The following is a 15,907-nucleotide window of genomic DNA, read 5'->3' on the forward strand; positions in this document are numbered from 1 at the left end:
TTGCGTATGATGTCGGTATGAGGCTTCACAAGAGAATTTGAATAATGGATAAAACTAGAGACTTTATTCTTGGAGGGCTTTCTCGCTATGGCTTGGCTGATTTGCCCGGCAGACCTTACGATTCTGCTTTTGAATTAATAGCCTCCCCACCTACCCGCAAACGCCTCATTGTGATGGGTTTTAATGGTTCGTCGGCAGATTCTCATATGACCAACGGCCAATCTATTATGCAGGATCATTCAAAGCCTCTTGTCTCGAATGTACATTTAGGGACGCAAGGGGAATGGGGAATTACTCACCTGGCTAAGCGATTACAACAGATACCTATCAGCCTCGGTTACAGATGGGAAGATGTAGTATTCACGAATGCTTTAATGATGTGCTCAACCAATGCCTCAACACTCAAACAAGAGGCGAGTCGACACAAATTAACTGTCGAACAACTCGTAAAATACTCAACAAGATTTTTTGAGAATGTCACAATCCCTCTGTGTGAGCCTGAACTGATTGTCGCTTATAGCAACAGTCTACAATCCCTTTCAGCAGCAAATATTTTACTAAAACACTTCGGAGATCCAAGCACTCTCATCTATACGCAACAGAAGGGTTATTACACAACATTCGCTTTCTCAGCCGTACTAAATGATATGGAAATCCCTGTAATATGTGTCCGTCATATGTCTAGATTTAAACCTTCCGAAGAGTTGATTGAAACAGCTCTAGAGATGATGAAGAGACTTTAGCTTGATCAGTCAGATTGAACCATACACTTGAGACAATGTGTATAGAGATGTGTATAACACAAAGACAAATCAATGAAAAATCACTTGAAAAACAATAAGTTAAACCACAAAAAGAACTCCTGTGATCTCCGCCAAAATGCTTTCCTTGATCAATGCGTTTCTAATCCCTGATCGATTCATTAAAAAGCCTGATGACTAATGTGAAAACCGCATTGTGCAAGTAAAAAGTGATTTACATGATGCGATAGCGGTAATAGAGGTTGTATGGCTGATCATATTTTTCTGATAGGTCCTGGAGGTGCAGGTAAAAGTACTGTCGGTAAGTTTCTGTCTGACAGGATCGGATATATTATGCTTGATCTCGACAGTGAATTCTGTGAAAGGATAGCTAATATCAGAGAGTATATAAAATCCTGTGGCTATGAATCTTATCTTGAGCAAAACTCCGCATTACTCAACAAATTACTTCTTGAATATACTGAGCATAATGTATTATTTATTTTATCTTCAGGTTTTTTATCCACAGACATTCGTCCAGACATAGTAGAAAACAATAAGAAAGTGGTAAGTGAAAATGGTTTTTCTGTATTGTTAATGCCTTCGCAAGACTATGATGAAGCATTGAAATGCATTGTAGACCGGCAGCTTCAGCGGGGGTTTTCTCTGGTTCGTGAAAAAGAAGAAGAGAAATTCAGTCAACGATTTAATGAGTATATCGAGACAGGAAATCTGAAAATTTTTTCAATGGAAAAACCTGAATGTATAGCTGTTAAAATAGCAAATGAACTTAACAAGCGTCCTGATTAGCGAACTGAGGTGCATAGAAAGCAGGGGAGCAACTAACAGCGTCAGATTATTCGCCTGTAGTGGAAGGCGACAGTGAAAATTGTCAAAAAAATAAGAAAGGGAATAACATCTGCTTTTTCAGATAGCGATGAAGTGCACGTTGAATGTTGCTTTGAGCAAGAGACGTTGTAGCTATCTCGGATAATTATCATCAGCCTCGATCAGATCACTCCTCAAGCCGTGACGCAACATCTCAATGCGTTCTATAAAAAGGCAAACTTGAGCAAAACGCAACCTGTAAGCCTTACTTACAAGTTTAACAAGGGCGGAATCGTCAGTTTTTTGGAACTAATTGAATCCAATCATCGACAAAAAAATAAATTAAATAAGTTACATGCAACACTACTTCTGTTGTCTCCGCCAAAATTCCTTCCCTGGCTTCAATCCCAGAATTACCCGCTGAAACCCCTGATGATTGACATGAAACCGTTTTGTGAGAGTGGAAAATTGCTCGGATCAAGCAACCATCAAGCAATTTGCAGGACGAAAAAGACTCTATCATTCTGTTTTATATAATAAAAATATAATTCAGTATTAAAACCAGGGGCCAGAATCAAGCAACCATCAAGCAAATCTTCCACTACGCCCAGAATGGAATGTAGCGCATTGCCTTAGTACCTACTGATGAATCGTATTGTTTGATACGACCTTCTTTCATTGCTTCCTTGATGATACGGCTAATTATTGCGCTGTTTTTTTCATCAACACCAAATCTTTCCCGCAGCGTGGTGTTGTTCATCGGAACCTTTTCAAGGTATTTCAGTACACAATGGAGGTAAGTCGCTCTGACTTTTTCCTCATTATCCATATCCTTAAAATCACGATGAGCAAACAAAGTAACTTTCGTATGCTCCTGATAAACTTCAAACTGAGGGGCTGGGAGCTGATAAATTTCAGTTTCAATAACAACTTTATCGATACCGCTTCCCCGTTCTTCACACATCCCCATCCTGCGCATGAGAGAAGCTATTCTTTCATTACGGCTATGCGTCATCGAGTATCGAATGGCAATGCGGAAGCACTGAACAGCAAGATCAGGCTACTGAGGATAAAAGCCAGAGGTTATCGAAACCGGGAGCGTTTCAAGATGGGAGTGATGTTCCATTATGGTCGGCTCAATATGAGCTACTGAGCCGGGATAAACTCAAAAAATAGTTTCCAGTAATTGAGTTTTCATCGTGGCCTCAAAGGGAATAATTTCAGCTTTAGCAATGTTTCGTTTCTGGAATGGATCTTGGCTAAGTCGGGCTTCCAGAGATTCAATGTCGTCACATTTTGCAAGAATGACACCACCATTACGCGGAATCCGCCTTCCTGAGGCAAGAAACACACCATCTGAGTAACCTTTCTTCAGCCACTCAACGTGTTCAGGAATTTGTGAATCAACTTCTTCTAGCGGTTTTATATAAGTTAGAACAACAACATAAATGATACTCATTTTAAAGTCCTGGTAAAAAGAAAGCTTTAAAATGCTAGCACCTGAGGAGGTAAAGTTGAACTGTCAAAATGATTTCCCACCATGATCGGAGAAGACCCATATTGTTAACCCTTAGGCTCAATCTTCTTCTTACGTAAAGCCTCCCTCGCCAGTTCCTTCAACCAACTGGCGAGACTTACCCCTTCTTCAGCCGCAACAGCATCAAGCTGTTCCTTCAATGCTGGATCAATACGCATTTTAAACTGTGGTGACTGCCCCCCGCCTTTTGGTTTTTTTTCGCGCGATATGATTAACATGGGGCCACCTATCTATTTATTCTGACCATACAGGAGGCCACCTAATCTCTCCTACACTGACAACGCTCCGATGTGGACCAACACAACCGGAGCGTCTAACCCTCACCAACTATCAAGGAGTTGATTATGGCTACCGCGCATTCTACCTCAGACCTTCCCGCAACCAAACCCGAGCGCACGTTTATTGTGGGCTATCGTCCAAAATGTCTTGATACCAGCACGCCCAGCATTACGCTATCGGGTAAATGGCTGCGCGAGGCAGGCTTTGACACCGGTAATCACTATACGCTTAAGGTAATGCCAGGTTGTCTTGTGCTGGTCGGTTTGACGGACAGAGAAGAGACGCTCACCAAAGAGCTAACCCAAACCAAACGCACGCTGGCGGAAATGAAAGGAATGCTGGAAAGCGTCTGAGTGTTTTGGGGCCGGAAGCATTAATCCCAGTCCGGCCTTAAAAATCGTCTTCACCAGCCGATCCTGTGGCCAGCCCCTTCCCGCTTCATCAGGCAAGGCGATTAACTCTATTGCCAACAATAAATGTTATCATGACCCGATATACAAACAGGTGGGGCTGGTGTAATGAGAATCGACAAACTTTCACTGCTTAACTTCCGTTGTTTCAGGCAGCTTGATATCACCTTTGATAAGCACATTACGATTCTGGTTGCACCAAACGGCGCGGGTAAAACGACCGTGCTGGATGCAGTTCGCCTGGCGCTGTTTCCTTTTATTCGCGGTTTTGATGCCAGCCTCCTGGTGAATGATAAATCGCTGGAGATCCGCACAGAAGATCTACGCCTGGTATTTCGTCCCGAGGCGCTAAATATGGAAATGTCATCATCCGCGGCTATCACCGCCACCGGCGAGTGGGAAAGCGGAAAAGCGGCAACATGGCAGTTAGAAAAGCATGGTGCCCTGCCACCGCACATTGACACCGTTGCATCGCAGCTCACTCACTGGGGCGAGCAACTACAACAGAGAGTGCGTGACGAAAATGAGAAGCAGCACGTTGACCTTCCAATAGTGCTCTATCTCGGCACCGCACGGCTGTGGTATCAGGAACGCTACGAACCCGATACTGCGGAACAGCGCCTGGACAATAGCGCATTCTCACGCCTGTCAGGTTATGACGATACGCTTTCTGCCACGTCTAACTATAAGCAGTTTGAGCAGTGGTATAGCTGGCTATGGCGTAGCTATCGCGAGCATCAAATTAAGGTACTCGAAAACCTAGCAACCGACCTTGCGGAAGATATTCGTATTACTAAGCTGAAAGATGCCATTCAGGTTATTCAGCAGGCAATCAATACGCTGACGAAGCAGGTCACTGGCTGGTACGATCTGGAATACAGTTCCAGCCACAATCAACAACTGGTGATGAGTCATCTTCAGCACGGTAAAATCCCGCTGGCCCAACTCAGTGACGGGTTGCGTAACGCGGTGGCGATGGTAGCGGATATCGCCTTTCGTTGCGTTAAACTCAATCCGCACCTGGGTGCTGATGCGGCATTAAAAACGCAGGGCATTGTGCTGATCGATGAAGTCGATATGTTCCTACATCCCGCATGGCAGCAGCAGATTATTCAGTCCTTGCGCACGGCATTTCCACAGATCCAGTTTATTGTGACGACGCACAGTCCGCAGGTCATCAGCACGGTAAAACGTGATTCTGTCAGGTTGCTTGAACAGGACGAAAACGGCAACGGTCTGGCATCGGTACCGACTGGTTCTACCTATGGCGAACCAAGTAGTGATGTCCTTCACAGCGTGATGGGCGTTGATCCGCAGCCTCCTGTCAAAGAAAAAGACGATCTGCAAAAACTGACGGAATGGGTCGACCAGGGGAAATACGACGAGCCAGAAGCCCGGCAACTAATGACGGCATTAAACGCGGCGTTAGGCAAAGCGCATCCACAGCTTCAACGTCTACAGCGCAGTATTGCCAGGCAGAACCTGCTGAAAGGGAAAGCGCAATGAGGCATGTAGTTAAACACGGACGTGGCAGTGGGGAACTGAGTCGGCAGAATCTGGAGCCGCCCCAAACTCAGGAAGATGCCGGGACGCGCTGGAAGCGATTTGGCAGTCACAATAAACAAATGTTGTTGCATTTTCTCTTAAACGAGCAGTATCACCTTTGTTGTTACAGCGAAATACGTGCCGATTTGCGTGGTCTTGGCTATCACATTGAGCATGTCGAAAATAAGAGTCAGCGACCCGAACGCACTTTTGATTATCAAAATCTCGCCGCCAGTGCCCTGGATTCAGAAAACGGATTATACCAGTACGGTGAAAACGCTTTTGGTGGGCATGCTCAGGGGAAAAGTCGTTCAGTCGATATAGCAGAATTTATTCATTGCCATATCTCCGACTGCTCACGTTATTTTGCTTATCTTTCTGATGGCAGAATAGTTCCCGTAGAAAGTCTGAACGCGCAAGAAAAGGCGAAAGCACAGTACACCATTACGCTATTAAATCTGAATAGTGGCTTTCTACAAACCGAGCGTCGTAATCACTGGCGTGAACTTGAGCAGCTTTTTGATGAGCACATCAATAAAGGCTGGGATCTGCAACAGTTGCTTCGACTTGATCTGGTTCCAACCGCCGATCATAAACTTCATGAGTTTTTTAGTATTACGCGACAATTTTTCCGGCAAGAAGCTGAGCAAGTATTACAGAATCATGCCCCAGAATTAATTGAGTAATATCAAAGCAGTACGTTATTCATTGCGGGTCGCTGCCGCTGAAAGCGACAGCGCGGTTTTTCAATCTGCCTGACGACTCACACCCTCCACCGCCTCATACGCCACCCTAAGCTTTTCCATTGCCTCAGCCAGCACCGCACGCGGACATCCGACGTTAAGACGCATATGCCGTTCCCCGCCTGCGCCATACTGAAGTCCCGGCGAAAGCCCCAGCTTTGCGTTATTCACGAAAAAAGCCGCAAGCGCTTCATCACTGAGGCCCATCCGTTCAGCATTCAGAAAAAGCAGATAAGATGCACCGCCGTGGATCACTGAAATTTTGGGGCAGTGTTCGCCGATAGACTTCCTGACAAACGCCACATTCTCCGCCAGGTAGGTAAGAAGTTGTTGATGCCAGTCGTCACACTGGGTAAACGCAGCATAGATGGCGGCTTGCTGGAGATAATGGGTTTCCGCAAGATAGCAATTATCAAGGAAGCGAAAAATCGTGTCCCGCAACACCGTATTTTTGACGATCATGATCCCGCCCTGAATACCGGGAGCGTTAAATGTCTTACCTATCGAGGTCAGAACAATAGCCGCAGTATCCTGGGCAGGGTCGACGGCAAAAAAAGGCGTATGACTTTTGCCGGGTAATGTCAGGTCACAATGCACTTCATCTGAGACAACAATAACGCCTTCTTCGTGGCAATAGCGTTTTATCCGGGAAAGGGTGTCATGATCCCACACCACTCCGCCAGGGTTATGGGGTGAAACAAACAGAAAAATGCGGCACATTTTTAATTTGCTTCTGAAGTCGTGCCAGTCAAATGTAAAGGTGCCGTTTTTTTCAATCAGCCGGGATTGAATTAAATTTCTGCCGCAGCCGGACACCATATTCCTGTAGGGATCGTATATGGGCGTACAGGTCAGAATGTTATATCCCGGTTTACTGAGCGCTAATACGGATAAAACAACGGCTTTTATTACGCCAGGAATAAAATGCAGCCACTCTTCGCTGACATCGGTGTTGTATTGCTTCTTATACCAGCGAACAACCGATGTTTTCCAGCCTGGATAGTCCATATTATATCCCTGCACCGGCTGCGAGGAGACAGAAATAAGACTATCGAGAACGGGCGCGGGTGTCCTGAAATCCATATCGGCAATCCACAGAGGCAGGACATCCTCTGTGCCAAACATTTGCTTCATTTGCCCATATTTACGGCTGATGGGATCGCGTGTGACAACACTATCAAATAAAGACATTATTGCTCCATGTATAACCGGGTAGTAAATGAGAAAAAAGTGCTTCAGCGTTCTGCCACGTATTCAGGATCGTCGCCAGGTTCATAGCGGGCAATACCTATGCCGGTAGCCGCCCATAATAAGGCGAAGATCACGCCGCTATAACATAATATCGCCCAGGGGAGATAATCCAGTGTCGCTACGCCGAGCATGGTCGCGCAATAAACGCCCGACGCCGACCAGGGAATAATAGGTTCGACCACGGTTCCCGCATCTTCCGTTGTTCTTGACAGGTTTTTAGTGGCCAGCCCCCGCCTTTTATATTCCTCCTTAAATGCATCCCCGCATAATAACAGCGGTAATGTCCCGTTGGCGGTACAGGCGCAGATCGTCATTGAGGTCAGGATGGTGGTTAATACCAGCCTGAAGGTGGATTTTATTCCTTTGGTCAGCGCCTGAATAACGTTACGCAGGGAGCCTGTCGCGCTCATTGCCCCGGCAAAACTGAATGCGCTAAAAACGGTGACGAAGCTGCTGAACATGGAGATTGCGCCGCCACGCTCCAGCAGACGCGGTAAGTCTTTAGAGAGCGTGGAAGCATCCAGCCCATCCGCCATGGTTAATTTGAATCCGCTGACCACAGCCTCACCGACAGAGGATGCGGAAAAGCGCTGGAATATGAGTGCCAGCAATACCGCCACAAAGGTTGATAAAAATAACATCGGGATAGGCGGCTTTTTCGCCAGCGATCCGTACAGCACAATGACCGGCGGTAACAGCAGCAGAATATTGAAGTGATATACCTGTCCGATGGACGTCATCAGGGTGGTGATGGTGTCCGGCGTGCTGCCTGCCGTATCAATGCTCAGCCCCAGATAACCGTATACGATGCAGCATAAAATGAAACCCGGTCCGGTGGTCCACAGCAGATGGCCGATATGGGAGTATAAATTAACGCCCGCCGCCAGCGCGGCCATATTGGTTGAATCTGAGACCGGAGATAATTTATCGCCGAACCAGCATCCTGACACAATCGCGCCCGCAGCAATCGCCAGCGGCATATTCAGCCCGATAGCGACGCCGATCATGGCAATGCCGATGGTGCCGATAGATCCCCACGATGTGCCGGTACAGACTGAAATAAGCGCCCCAAGTAAAAAAGCAGAAATATAAAAATACTGGGGATTAATAATTTTCAGGCCGTAATAGATCATCATCGGTATCGTCCCTGATATCATCCAGGCCCCAATCAGAAAACCAATGCTCGCCACGATTAAAATAACCGGTAATGCCTCTGAAATCTTACTGCAAATCGACGTTAATATATCATCCCACGTATAGCCATGCGCAATGCCGACAAACGCGGCGGCGGCGGTTCCAAGAAGGATCATCGGTTCTGCGCGAATATTAAAAACAAAATAGCCAACGCTGATGGCACCAAGCATAACAATTACAGGGAAAAGCGACCAGAAAAATAAAAGCGGCCGCTTCTCTGTGGCATGACAGTTATCTGAATTCATTTTTTATTCCGGTTATTTGTGTTGGCAATAGATATTTGTTATATTAAATAATGACGTTTTTCCTGACTATACTTTCTGTACTGCTTTGGCGGCATGCCGACATAATTTTTAAAGGTACTGTAAAAGCGGCTGCTTGAGCTAAATCCTGCGAGCATGGCGATATCCAGAATCGGTTTATCGGTATCACTCAGCAGGGCGCGAACATGATTAATCCGCAGGGTGGTAATATACTGTTTCATGGTAAGCTGCATGGATTTCTGAAATATGCCCATTGCATAATTGGGATTTAATTTAACATGATCGGCAATGGCATTAACGGTCAGCGGTTTATCATTATTCATGGCGATATATTCCAGCATCTGACTGACATAAAACTGCGCATGCCGCGATGTGCCGTTTTTATGCGGCTGCGGGGTTTTATTCACCGAGACCGGACGCCACCCGGAAAGGCTAAAACGCTTTAACATCAGCGCGATTTCATCAATCGCCAGTTGCCGGACCGCGACGTTAGGGCTTTTCAGTTCATCCTGCCAGCGCTGGATTTCAATAACGCCGATTGGCTGAACCGCCAGCGATTTTATGACCATCCCGTGAGTGACATGGTTTACCAGTTCGCGATCCAGAGGCCATGACAGAAACAGGTGCATGGGAAGGTTGAATATGGCCATTTGCGTGCAGCGGCCCGGATTCGTCAGTTGATGAGGCGTACAGGCCCAAAACAGCGCGACGTGGCCCTGATTGATGTGTACCACTTCATCATTGATCAGATACTCCACATCGCCATCAAAAGGGACGTTAACCTCGATCTGCCCGTGCCAGTGGCTGTATGTCATCGCTAACGGTGCCCGCAGCTCGACATCCATCTTCTGAGACTCAGAATACAGGGCAAGCGGGCTTTTGGTTTGTTTATCATAGCTACGGCACATATGTGGATCATGAGGTAGCTTTGGGATGTTGGCATTTACCATCGTAAGACATCCTGAATCGTTAGGCTGATTAGCACACAATACGAGCACATCCTTAGAGCTTACCCGAAAAAAAATTCCATTTTCTCTACATTTTGAGGAATTCATGCCCGGAATATCATATTTTCGAACGGTTCAATACGGTTCTGAGTTTTCAGGAAGAATTGACGATTTACGGGTGGGAAAGGCGCTAACAGGAGTGACCAGCTAACACCGTCTTTTTACAGGAAAACCGCCGTTGCCCGATAACATCGCCCTCTGCGGATAGTCAGAACCAAAATGTTACTTCGCCTGGAGCCTCTCAATAAACTCATTCAGCTCGCGGTTAAAACGGTCGCTTTCTTCAATAAACGGCGCATGGCCTGAGTTGTCGAAAATCATCGACTGTATACGCGGATTCGCTTGCTTTGCCCGCGCCAGCGAGGCCTGCGGATTAACCAGCGCGTCATGCTTGCCATAAATAAACAGTAACGGCACGCGGGCAGGCGTGAGTGATTTTTCAAGAGAAACGCGTAGCGACGGCACGGCGCGCTGCATCGGCCAGGCGGCCAGCGCGGCGTTTGCCAGCAGTCGCTGGAAGGTGTCGTTGTCCGGCTGTTGGTAGAAACACAACCGCAGGAAAGCGCGCTCACCCTCCAGATGCGTTTTCAAATCACCGGCGGTCATATCCTGGTAAACGTCCGGATGCGCCGGGATCTGGTCGGGCGTCAGCTCGACTACGCCGTCGACGTAGACCGCGCCGCTGATGCGGGCATCGCCATTAGCTTCCAGATAGCGGGTGATGACCACGCCGCCCAGTGACCAGCCAACCAATAGCGGCTTATCCGCATGACTGCCTTCAATGACCGCCGCCAGATCCGCCCCCCAGCGCGCCCCGTCGCGGTAAGCGCTTTCCTGTTCCGGCTTAGCCGAAAGACCATGACCACGCAGATCAAAGGTAATCAGCCGATAACGTTGCAGCTGCGCATCCTCAATCTGTTTCTCCCAGTTCAGATGGCTGCCCAGCAGGCCATGAATAAAAATAACCGGCCTGCCATCCGGGTTGCCGCTCTCCTGGACGGCCAGGGTGACGCCGTCCGGCGCGGTAACGGTATAGTGTTTAACCTGCGCAAGCAGGGTCGTTGAAAACAGCAGCAGGAACAGCGGAACGACCGCGCGACGAAAAATGAATAACAGCATAAAACGCTCCTCAGTTAAGTAGTCACGCGCTATGCTGAACCCTGACATTAATGTCAGAGTCAAGCGGCATTCACAGAGGTGAGTTATGCAGTTAACCATTGGCGAGCTGGCAACAAAAACGGGCGTCAGCGTGCGTTCGATTCGGCATTACGATAGTCACGGTCTGCTGACATCGGCCCGCGCCTGTAACGGCTACCGCTATTTCCCGCAAGAGGCCATAGCGCAGGTGCGGCAGATCCAGCGGCTGATTGGTACCGGGTTCAGCATCGCGGAAATCCGCCGTTTCCCTGACTGTATGCGGCTGATTGAAGGCGCGGCGTTTTGCCCGGAAACCCAGGCGATACAACATCAGCGACTGGCGGAAATAGAACGGCAGATTGGTGAACTGGAGCGTCGGCGAGCGCGACTGATGAAAACACTGAAGCAAGGCGAAAACGGCTGATATTGCGTTCAGTGAATGACATCACCGGCGGTGATGTCATTCCTCGTCTTACAAATGCCCCGCGTCCATCGCTTCCAGCAGCGCAGTAATGTACCCGTAGCAATAGCTGAAGGCGACACCGACCGGATCGCGACCGCTGATGGTCGGCACATGGTCCGGCATAATCATCCACGGGTAACCTACTTCACGGTAGGTTTTTAACGACTGCACCATGTCCATATCGCCCTCGTCGGGAAAACGCTCCATAAAGGAGAGCTTGCCGCCGCTGATATTACGGAAATGGACGTTGAAGATTTTCTGCCGCGAGCCGAACCAGCGAATAATATCGTCGATTTCTTCGCGCGGGTTATCCAGCATTTCGGCAATCGATCCCTGGCAGAAATTCAGGCCGTGGTAGGGGTTTTCACGCATCATCACGAATTTCTTTAAGCCTTCGACCGTCCCCAGCACGCGAGTTACGCCTTTATAACCGGGCGGCGTGTAGGGATCGTGCGGATGGCAGGCCAGGCGCACGCGGTTGCTTTCAGCGACCGGCACCACGCGCTCCAGAAAGTAGTCAATACGCTCCCAGTTTTCGTCTTCAGAGAGCTGACCGGCCAGACCGGGCGCGGCATCATGATCGGCCTTCTCCCAGCGCCAGGCTTCGTTGAGCGAGCCGCCGCGTCCGCGCTCCATCTCGGTGCGCGGAATGCCGATCAGGTTGAGGTTATATTTGGCGGCAGGAATCCCTGCTTTGCCAATATTCTCAATCATCTGGCATACGTTATCGATTTGCCGGTCGCGGTCAGGCCCCGCCAGCAGGATATCCGGGTAAGAGGCTTCTTCCACCGGGCGCGATGACATCGGTAGCTGGATCATATCCAGTACCAGGCCAAAGCTTTCTACTTTTTCCCGGTGGCGCAGGATATCGTCCAGCGTCCAGTCGGCGGGCTTGCCGGCTGGATCAGCACAGATATGCGTGATGCCAAGCTGTGCCCATACGCGAAACTCATCGTCATCGCGGGCGTCTGTTTGGGTGCCGAGGTACATTCCACAGGTCTCCTTATTAATGCCGGTTACAGCACGCTGGCGTCAAATAACAGGCGTGAATAATCGTGATGGGTGTGTCCCTGGCGCAGATCGTCTCTGGTCAGATCGTCAACAAAGACGCCCTCTTTCATGACCAGCACGCGATCGCACATATGGGCGATCACACTCAAATCGTGGCTGACCAGAACATAGGTCAGATGACGTTCGTCTTTTATATCGCTGAGCAGGTTCAGCACCTCGGCCTGGACGGACACATCCAGCGCGGAGGTCGGTTCATCCAGCAACAGGATGTCTGGTTGCAGCATCAGCGCGCGGGCAATCGCCACGCGCTGCCGCTGGCCACCGGAAAGCTGATGCGGAAAACGGTCGGCGAACGCCGCCGGTAGCCCGACCTGCTCCAGCGCCTCAGATACCCTGTCCCAGCCTTTGCCCTGCTTCATGGCGCGGATCGGTTCGGCCAGAATGCGGCTGATGCGATGCCGGGGGTGAATGGAGCCAAACGGGTCCTGAAAAATCATCTGGGTTAACAGCATCTGTTCGCGGGTGCGGTCTTTGTTCACCTCTACTCCGGCAAGCTGGATCGTCCCGGTCCAGTGTTTATCCAGCCCTGCCAGCGAGCGCAGGAGCGTCGATTTACCGCAGCCGGATTCGCCGATGATGCCCAGCGTTTCCCCTTTGCGCACGGAGAGTGAGACATCGCGGACCACCTGCTTCACCGCAGGCGCTTTACCGAACGACACGCTCAGGTTACGCACGTCAATCATGGTTTCACCTCCGCAGAATCAATGGCAAGACGGTCAAGGGTTTTGAGCCGGGCGACGGGTGAACGCGGGTCGGGCATGGCGGCGATCAGGCCGCGCGTATAAGGATGCTGCGCCTCATCAAGATGCGACAGCGTTTCCACAATCCGGCCTTTGTACATCACGATGATGCGCTCGCAAAACGCAGCGACCATCCGGATGTCGTGGCTTATCAGCATCAGGCCCGCCTGATTCTCCCGCACCAGTTCGTCAAGCAGCTTCAGCACGTCGCCGCGCACGCTGACGTCAAGCGCCGAGGTCGGTTCGTCGGCAATGACCATGCGCGGTTTTGCCAGCAGCATCATGGCGATCATGACCCGCTGGCCCATGCCGCCGGAAATCTGATGGGGATAAAGCGCCATCGTGCGTTCAATGTCGTTGATGCGCACTTTCGCCAGCATCTCTGCCGCCAGGGTATACGCCTCGCGTTTGCTGGCGGACAAATGCAGGATCGCGGCTTCCGCCACCTGTTTGCCAATCGGCAGCACCGGGTTCAGCGAGTAGCGCGGGTCCTGCATAATCAGCGCCATCTGGTTGCCACGCAGCGCGCGCAGGTGACGCTCTTTTTTATCCAGCAGCGACGCGCCTTCAAAGGTCAGCGCATCGGCCTGAATCCGGCCAATGGGCGGCAGGAGACGCATTATCGCCCGTCCCAGCGTGGATTTACCGGAGCCGGATTCGCCGACAATGCCCAGCCGTTCAGCGCCCAGCGTCAGGCTGACGTTGTCCACGGCGGGTTTGTCCGTCTGGCCAAAATAGACCGACAGATTTTGCACGTTCAGGATAGTACGGTTATCAGGAGCGGCCATGACGAGGGTCCAGAAGGTCGCGCAGCGTGTCGCCGACGAGGTTAAACACAAGGCTGGTGATGAGGATGGCGATCCCCGGCATCACCGCGACCCACCAGTGATCGAGCATGAATTTTCTGCCGCTGGAAATCATCGCACCCCACTCCGGCGCGGGCGGCTGTGCGCCGAGACCGAGAAAGCCCAGCGCGGCCGCCGTCAGGATGATCCCGGCCATATTCAGCGTCAGGCGCACAATGACGGAAGGAATACACATTGGCGCGATATACAAAAACAGCAGCCGCAGGGGAGACGCGCCGTACAACCGCGCCGCCGCCACATAATCGGTGTGCCGCACAATAAGCGCTTCGGCGCGGGCCAGACGCGCAATCGGCGGCCAGCTCGTTAATGAAATGGCGACAATGGCCGTCTCCAGCCCGGCCCCTAACGCGGCAGCGAAAGCCAGCGCCAGGATCAGCGAGGGGAACGACAGCACAATGTCGGTAAAGCGCATCAGGATGGTATCCGTTCTGCCGCCGACAAAGCCGGAGACCACGCCGATGACCAGGCCAATCGGCCCGACAATCAACGAGACCGCCAGAATGGTGGCGATGGTGATCCGCGCGCCGAAAATCAGGCGAGAGAAAATATCGCGGCCAAACTCATCGGTTCCCGCCAGGTGCGCCAGCCCCGGCGGCTGAAAGGCCGCACTCAGGTTCTGGGCCGCCGGATCGTAAGGGGCCAGCCACGGGGCGAAAACCGCGCAAATCACCAGCATAAACAGGATAACAAAGCCGACCAGCCCCAGCGGCTCCCGTGACAGTTTTGCCCAAAGGCCGGGTAGCCCCGCCAGCACGCCTCTGCCCGTACCGGGCGTTTTGCCCTGACCCACAAGGTCTTGCGCACTCATACCGTGGCCTCCCGGGTGCGTGGATCAAGCATCAGGTACGCCAGATCCGAGATAAAATTCAGCAGCATAAAAATCGCGCCGATGATGAGCGTGCCCGCCAGAATGGCGTTCATATCGCCAATCATCAGGGCGTTGGTCATGTACTGGCCGATCCCCGGCCAGGAAAAGACGATTTCCGTGACCACTGCGCCCTCCAGCAGGTTGCCGTAAGAGATGGCCAGCACGGTGATAAGCTGCACGGAAATATTCGGCAGCAAATGACGCGTCACGATGCGGGTGCTGGACGCGCCTTTGGCCCGCGCGGCGACAACGTAATCCTGATTGAGTTGCTCGAGGGTAAAGCTGCGGGTCATACGCGTGATGTAGGCCATCGCGGAGTACGCCAGGATGCAGGCGGGCAGAATAATGTGATGCACGGCATTCCAGAAGGTCTCGGTATCCCCTTCCAGTAAGCTATCGACCAGCAGCAGACCGGTTTTCGGCTCCACGATGCCATCAAGGTACGTATCCACGCGCCCCGGCCCGCCGACCCAGGCCAGGGTGGCGTAGAAAATAACCAACCCCACCACGCCAAACCAGAAGACCGGTATTGAACTGCCGACCAGCGAGATCACCCGGGCGAACTGGTCAATCCAGGTATCGCGATAAAATGCCGCCAGCATTCCCAGCGGCACGCCAATCAGCGTCGAGATAATGACCGCGAAGGTGGCCAGTTCAAACGTCGCCGGAAACGCCTGCGCCAGATCCTGAGTAACCGGGTTGCCGGTGAGAATGGCGGTGCCCATGTCACCGTGCAACAACGAAGTCAGGTAGATCCAGAACTGCTGGTAAACCGGCAGATCGAGACCCAGCTTTTGCCGCATGGCCTCAAACGCCGCCGGGTCCGCCAGCTCGCCGCCCACCGCGCCAACCGGATCATTGGGCAGCACCCGGCCAATGATAAACGTCACCACCAGCAGGGCAAACATGCTCACCAGTAGCTGTTGCAGCCGTTTGATGATTTCCAGTAACGTGAATTCCTTCAT

18 protein-coding genes and 2 pseudogenes are annotated in these 15,907 nt (G+C 51.0%); 8 read left to right on the forward strand and 12 right to left on the reverse strand.

The annotated features are described in order from the left end of the window. The first annotated feature begins 44 nt into the window (after positions 1-44). Both CHU32_RS15610 and CHU32_RS15615 read left to right on the forward strand, forming a co-directional pair. Positions 45-743: a hypothetical protein gene (locus CHU32_RS15610; RefSeq protein WP_103676344.1), complete on the forward strand. Its 699-nt coding sequence runs from the start codon at positions 45-47 to the stop codon at positions 741-743. A 264-nt stretch (positions 744-1,007) separates the two neighbouring features. Then, the gene (locus CHU32_RS15615) at positions 1,008-1,550 is read left to right on the forward strand and encodes a shikimate kinase (protein ID WP_103676343.1); all 543 of its coding nucleotides are present in this window, start codon (positions 1,008-1,010) and stop codon (positions 1,548-1,550) included. A gap of 619 nt (positions 1,551-2,169) precedes the next feature. Here CHU32_RS15615 and CHU32_RS15625 read toward each other — a convergent pair. Further along, positions 2,170-2,532, reverse strand: coding sequence for a putative DNA binding domain-containing protein (locus CHU32_RS15625; RefSeq protein ID WP_245880227.1), 363 nt, complete (start codon positions 2,530-2,532; stop codon positions 2,170-2,172). Between the two features lie 33 nt (positions 2,533-2,565). Between CHU32_RS15625 and CHU32_RS15630 the strand changes: the two are divergent. Continuing rightward, positions 2,566-2,721: pseudogene (locus CHU32_RS15630) on the forward strand (transposase); the annotation flags it as partial. A 12-nt stretch (positions 2,722-2,733) separates the two neighbouring features. Here the strand turns inward: CHU32_RS15630 and CHU32_RS15635 are convergent. After that, positions 2,734-3,027 carry a YciI family protein gene (locus CHU32_RS15635; RefSeq protein ID WP_103676342.1) on the reverse strand — a complete coding sequence of 98 codons (294 nt, stop codon included), beginning with the start codon at positions 3,025-3,027 and terminating at the stop codon, positions 2,734-2,736. 104 nt (positions 3,028-3,131) lie between these two features. Next, on the reverse strand, positions 3,132-3,323 hold the full coding sequence (locus CHU32_RS15640; protein ID WP_103676341.1) for a toxin-antitoxin system HicB family antitoxin: 192 nt from the start codon (positions 3,321-3,323) through the stop codon (positions 3,132-3,134). Positions 3,324-3,449: 126 nt separating this feature from the next. Here CHU32_RS15640 and CHU32_RS15645 point away from each other — a divergent pair, with 126 nt between their 5' ends. From CHU32_RS15645 to CHU32_RS15660, 4 genes and pseudogenes are all read left to right on the forward strand, one after another. Beyond that, positions 3,450-3,737: a SymE family type I addiction module toxin gene (locus tag CHU32_RS15645; protein WP_103676340.1), complete on the forward strand. Its 288-nt coding sequence runs from the start codon at positions 3,450-3,452 to the stop codon at positions 3,735-3,737. A 165-nt stretch (positions 3,738-3,902) separates the two neighbouring features. Then, positions 3,903-5,094: pseudogene (locus CHU32_RS15650) on the forward strand (AAA family ATPase). Beyond that, complete coding sequence (locus CHU32_RS15655; protein WP_133159253.1) at positions 5,091-5,300, forward strand: hypothetical protein; 210 nt, start codon at positions 5,091-5,093, stop codon at positions 5,298-5,300. The pseudogene CHU32_RS15650 and the gene CHU32_RS15655 overlap by 4 nt, the downstream one beginning before the upstream one ends. Next, complete coding sequence (locus CHU32_RS15660; RefSeq protein WP_103676338.1) at positions 5,297-6,025, forward strand: retron system putative HNH endonuclease; 729 nt, start codon at positions 5,297-5,299, stop codon at positions 6,023-6,025. Before CHU32_RS15655 ends, CHU32_RS15660 begins: the two co-directional genes overlap by 4 nt. 60 nt (positions 6,026-6,085) lie before the next feature. Here the strand turns inward: CHU32_RS15660 and CHU32_RS15665 are convergent, their stop codons facing one another. The 4 genes from CHU32_RS15665 to CHU32_RS15680 all read right to left on the reverse strand — a co-directional run bounded on the left by CHU32_RS15665 (position 6,086) and on the right by CHU32_RS15680 (position 10,916). Continuing rightward, positions 6,086-7,273 carry a MalY/PatB family protein gene (locus CHU32_RS15665; protein WP_103676337.1) on the reverse strand — a complete coding sequence of 396 codons (1,188 nt, stop codon included), beginning with the start codon at positions 7,271-7,273 and terminating at the stop codon, positions 6,086-6,088. A 44-nt stretch (positions 7,274-7,317) separates the two neighbouring features. After that, entirely contained in the window at positions 7,318-8,772 is a 1,455-nt protein-coding gene (gene nhaC, locus CHU32_RS15670; RefSeq protein WP_103676336.1) for a Na+/H+ antiporter NhaC, read from the reverse strand. A gap of 38 nt (positions 8,773-8,810) precedes the next feature. Continuing rightward, on the reverse strand, positions 8,811-9,740 hold the full coding sequence (gene melR / locus CHU32_RS15675) for a transcriptional regulator MelR (RefSeq protein WP_103676335.1): 930 nt from the start codon (positions 9,738-9,740) through the stop codon (positions 8,811-8,813). A gap of 279 nt (positions 9,741-10,019) precedes the next feature. After that, the gene (locus tag CHU32_RS15680; RefSeq protein WP_103676334.1) at positions 10,020-10,916 is read right to left on the reverse strand and encodes an alpha/beta fold hydrolase; all 897 of its coding nucleotides are present in this window, start codon (positions 10,914-10,916) and stop codon (positions 10,020-10,022) included. Between the two features lie 85 nt (positions 10,917-11,001). Here CHU32_RS15680 and CHU32_RS15685 point away from each other — a divergent pair, with 85 nt between their 5' ends. Continuing rightward, positions 11,002-11,358 (forward strand): MerR family transcriptional regulator, encoded by a 357-nt coding sequence (locus CHU32_RS15685; protein WP_103676333.1) that lies wholly within the window; start codon positions 11,002-11,004, stop codon positions 11,356-11,358. 48 nt (positions 11,359-11,406) lie between these two features. Here the strand turns inward: CHU32_RS15685 and CHU32_RS15690 are convergent, their stop codons facing one another. From CHU32_RS15690 to CHU32_RS15710, 5 genes are read right to left on the reverse strand one after another with little or no spacing between them, the layout of a single operon-like run. Continuing rightward, a complete protein-coding gene (locus CHU32_RS15690) occupies positions 11,407-12,387 on the reverse strand; it encodes a mannonate dehydratase (RefSeq protein ID WP_103676332.1) in 981 nt (326 codons plus the stop codon). 26 nt (positions 12,388-12,413) lie between these two features. Further along, positions 12,414-13,151: an ABC transporter ATP-binding protein gene (locus CHU32_RS15695; protein ID WP_103676331.1), complete on the reverse strand. Its 738-nt coding sequence runs from the start codon at positions 13,149-13,151 to the stop codon at positions 12,414-12,416. Next, positions 13,148-13,996 carry an ABC transporter ATP-binding protein gene (locus CHU32_RS15700; RefSeq protein ID WP_103676330.1) on the reverse strand — a complete coding sequence of 283 codons (849 nt, stop codon included), beginning with the start codon at positions 13,994-13,996 and terminating at the stop codon, positions 13,148-13,150. The genes CHU32_RS15695 and CHU32_RS15700 overlap by 4 nt, the downstream gene beginning before the upstream one ends. Beyond that, entirely contained in the window at positions 13,983-14,882 is a 900-nt protein-coding gene (locus tag CHU32_RS15705) for an ABC transporter permease (RefSeq protein ID WP_103676329.1), read from the reverse strand. The genes CHU32_RS15700 and CHU32_RS15705 overlap by 14 nt, the downstream gene beginning before the upstream one ends. After that, positions 14,879-15,907: an ABC transporter permease gene (locus CHU32_RS15710; protein ID WP_103750883.1), complete on the reverse strand. Its 1,029-nt coding sequence runs from the start codon at positions 15,905-15,907 to the stop codon at positions 14,879-14,881. Before CHU32_RS15710 ends, CHU32_RS15705 begins: the two co-directional genes overlap by 4 nt.

The organism is Superficieibacter electus, from assembly GCF_002915575.1.
In the GTDB taxonomy this organism is placed as follows: Bacteria; Pseudomonadota; Gammaproteobacteria; order Enterobacterales; family Enterobacteriaceae; genus Superficieibacter; species Superficieibacter electus.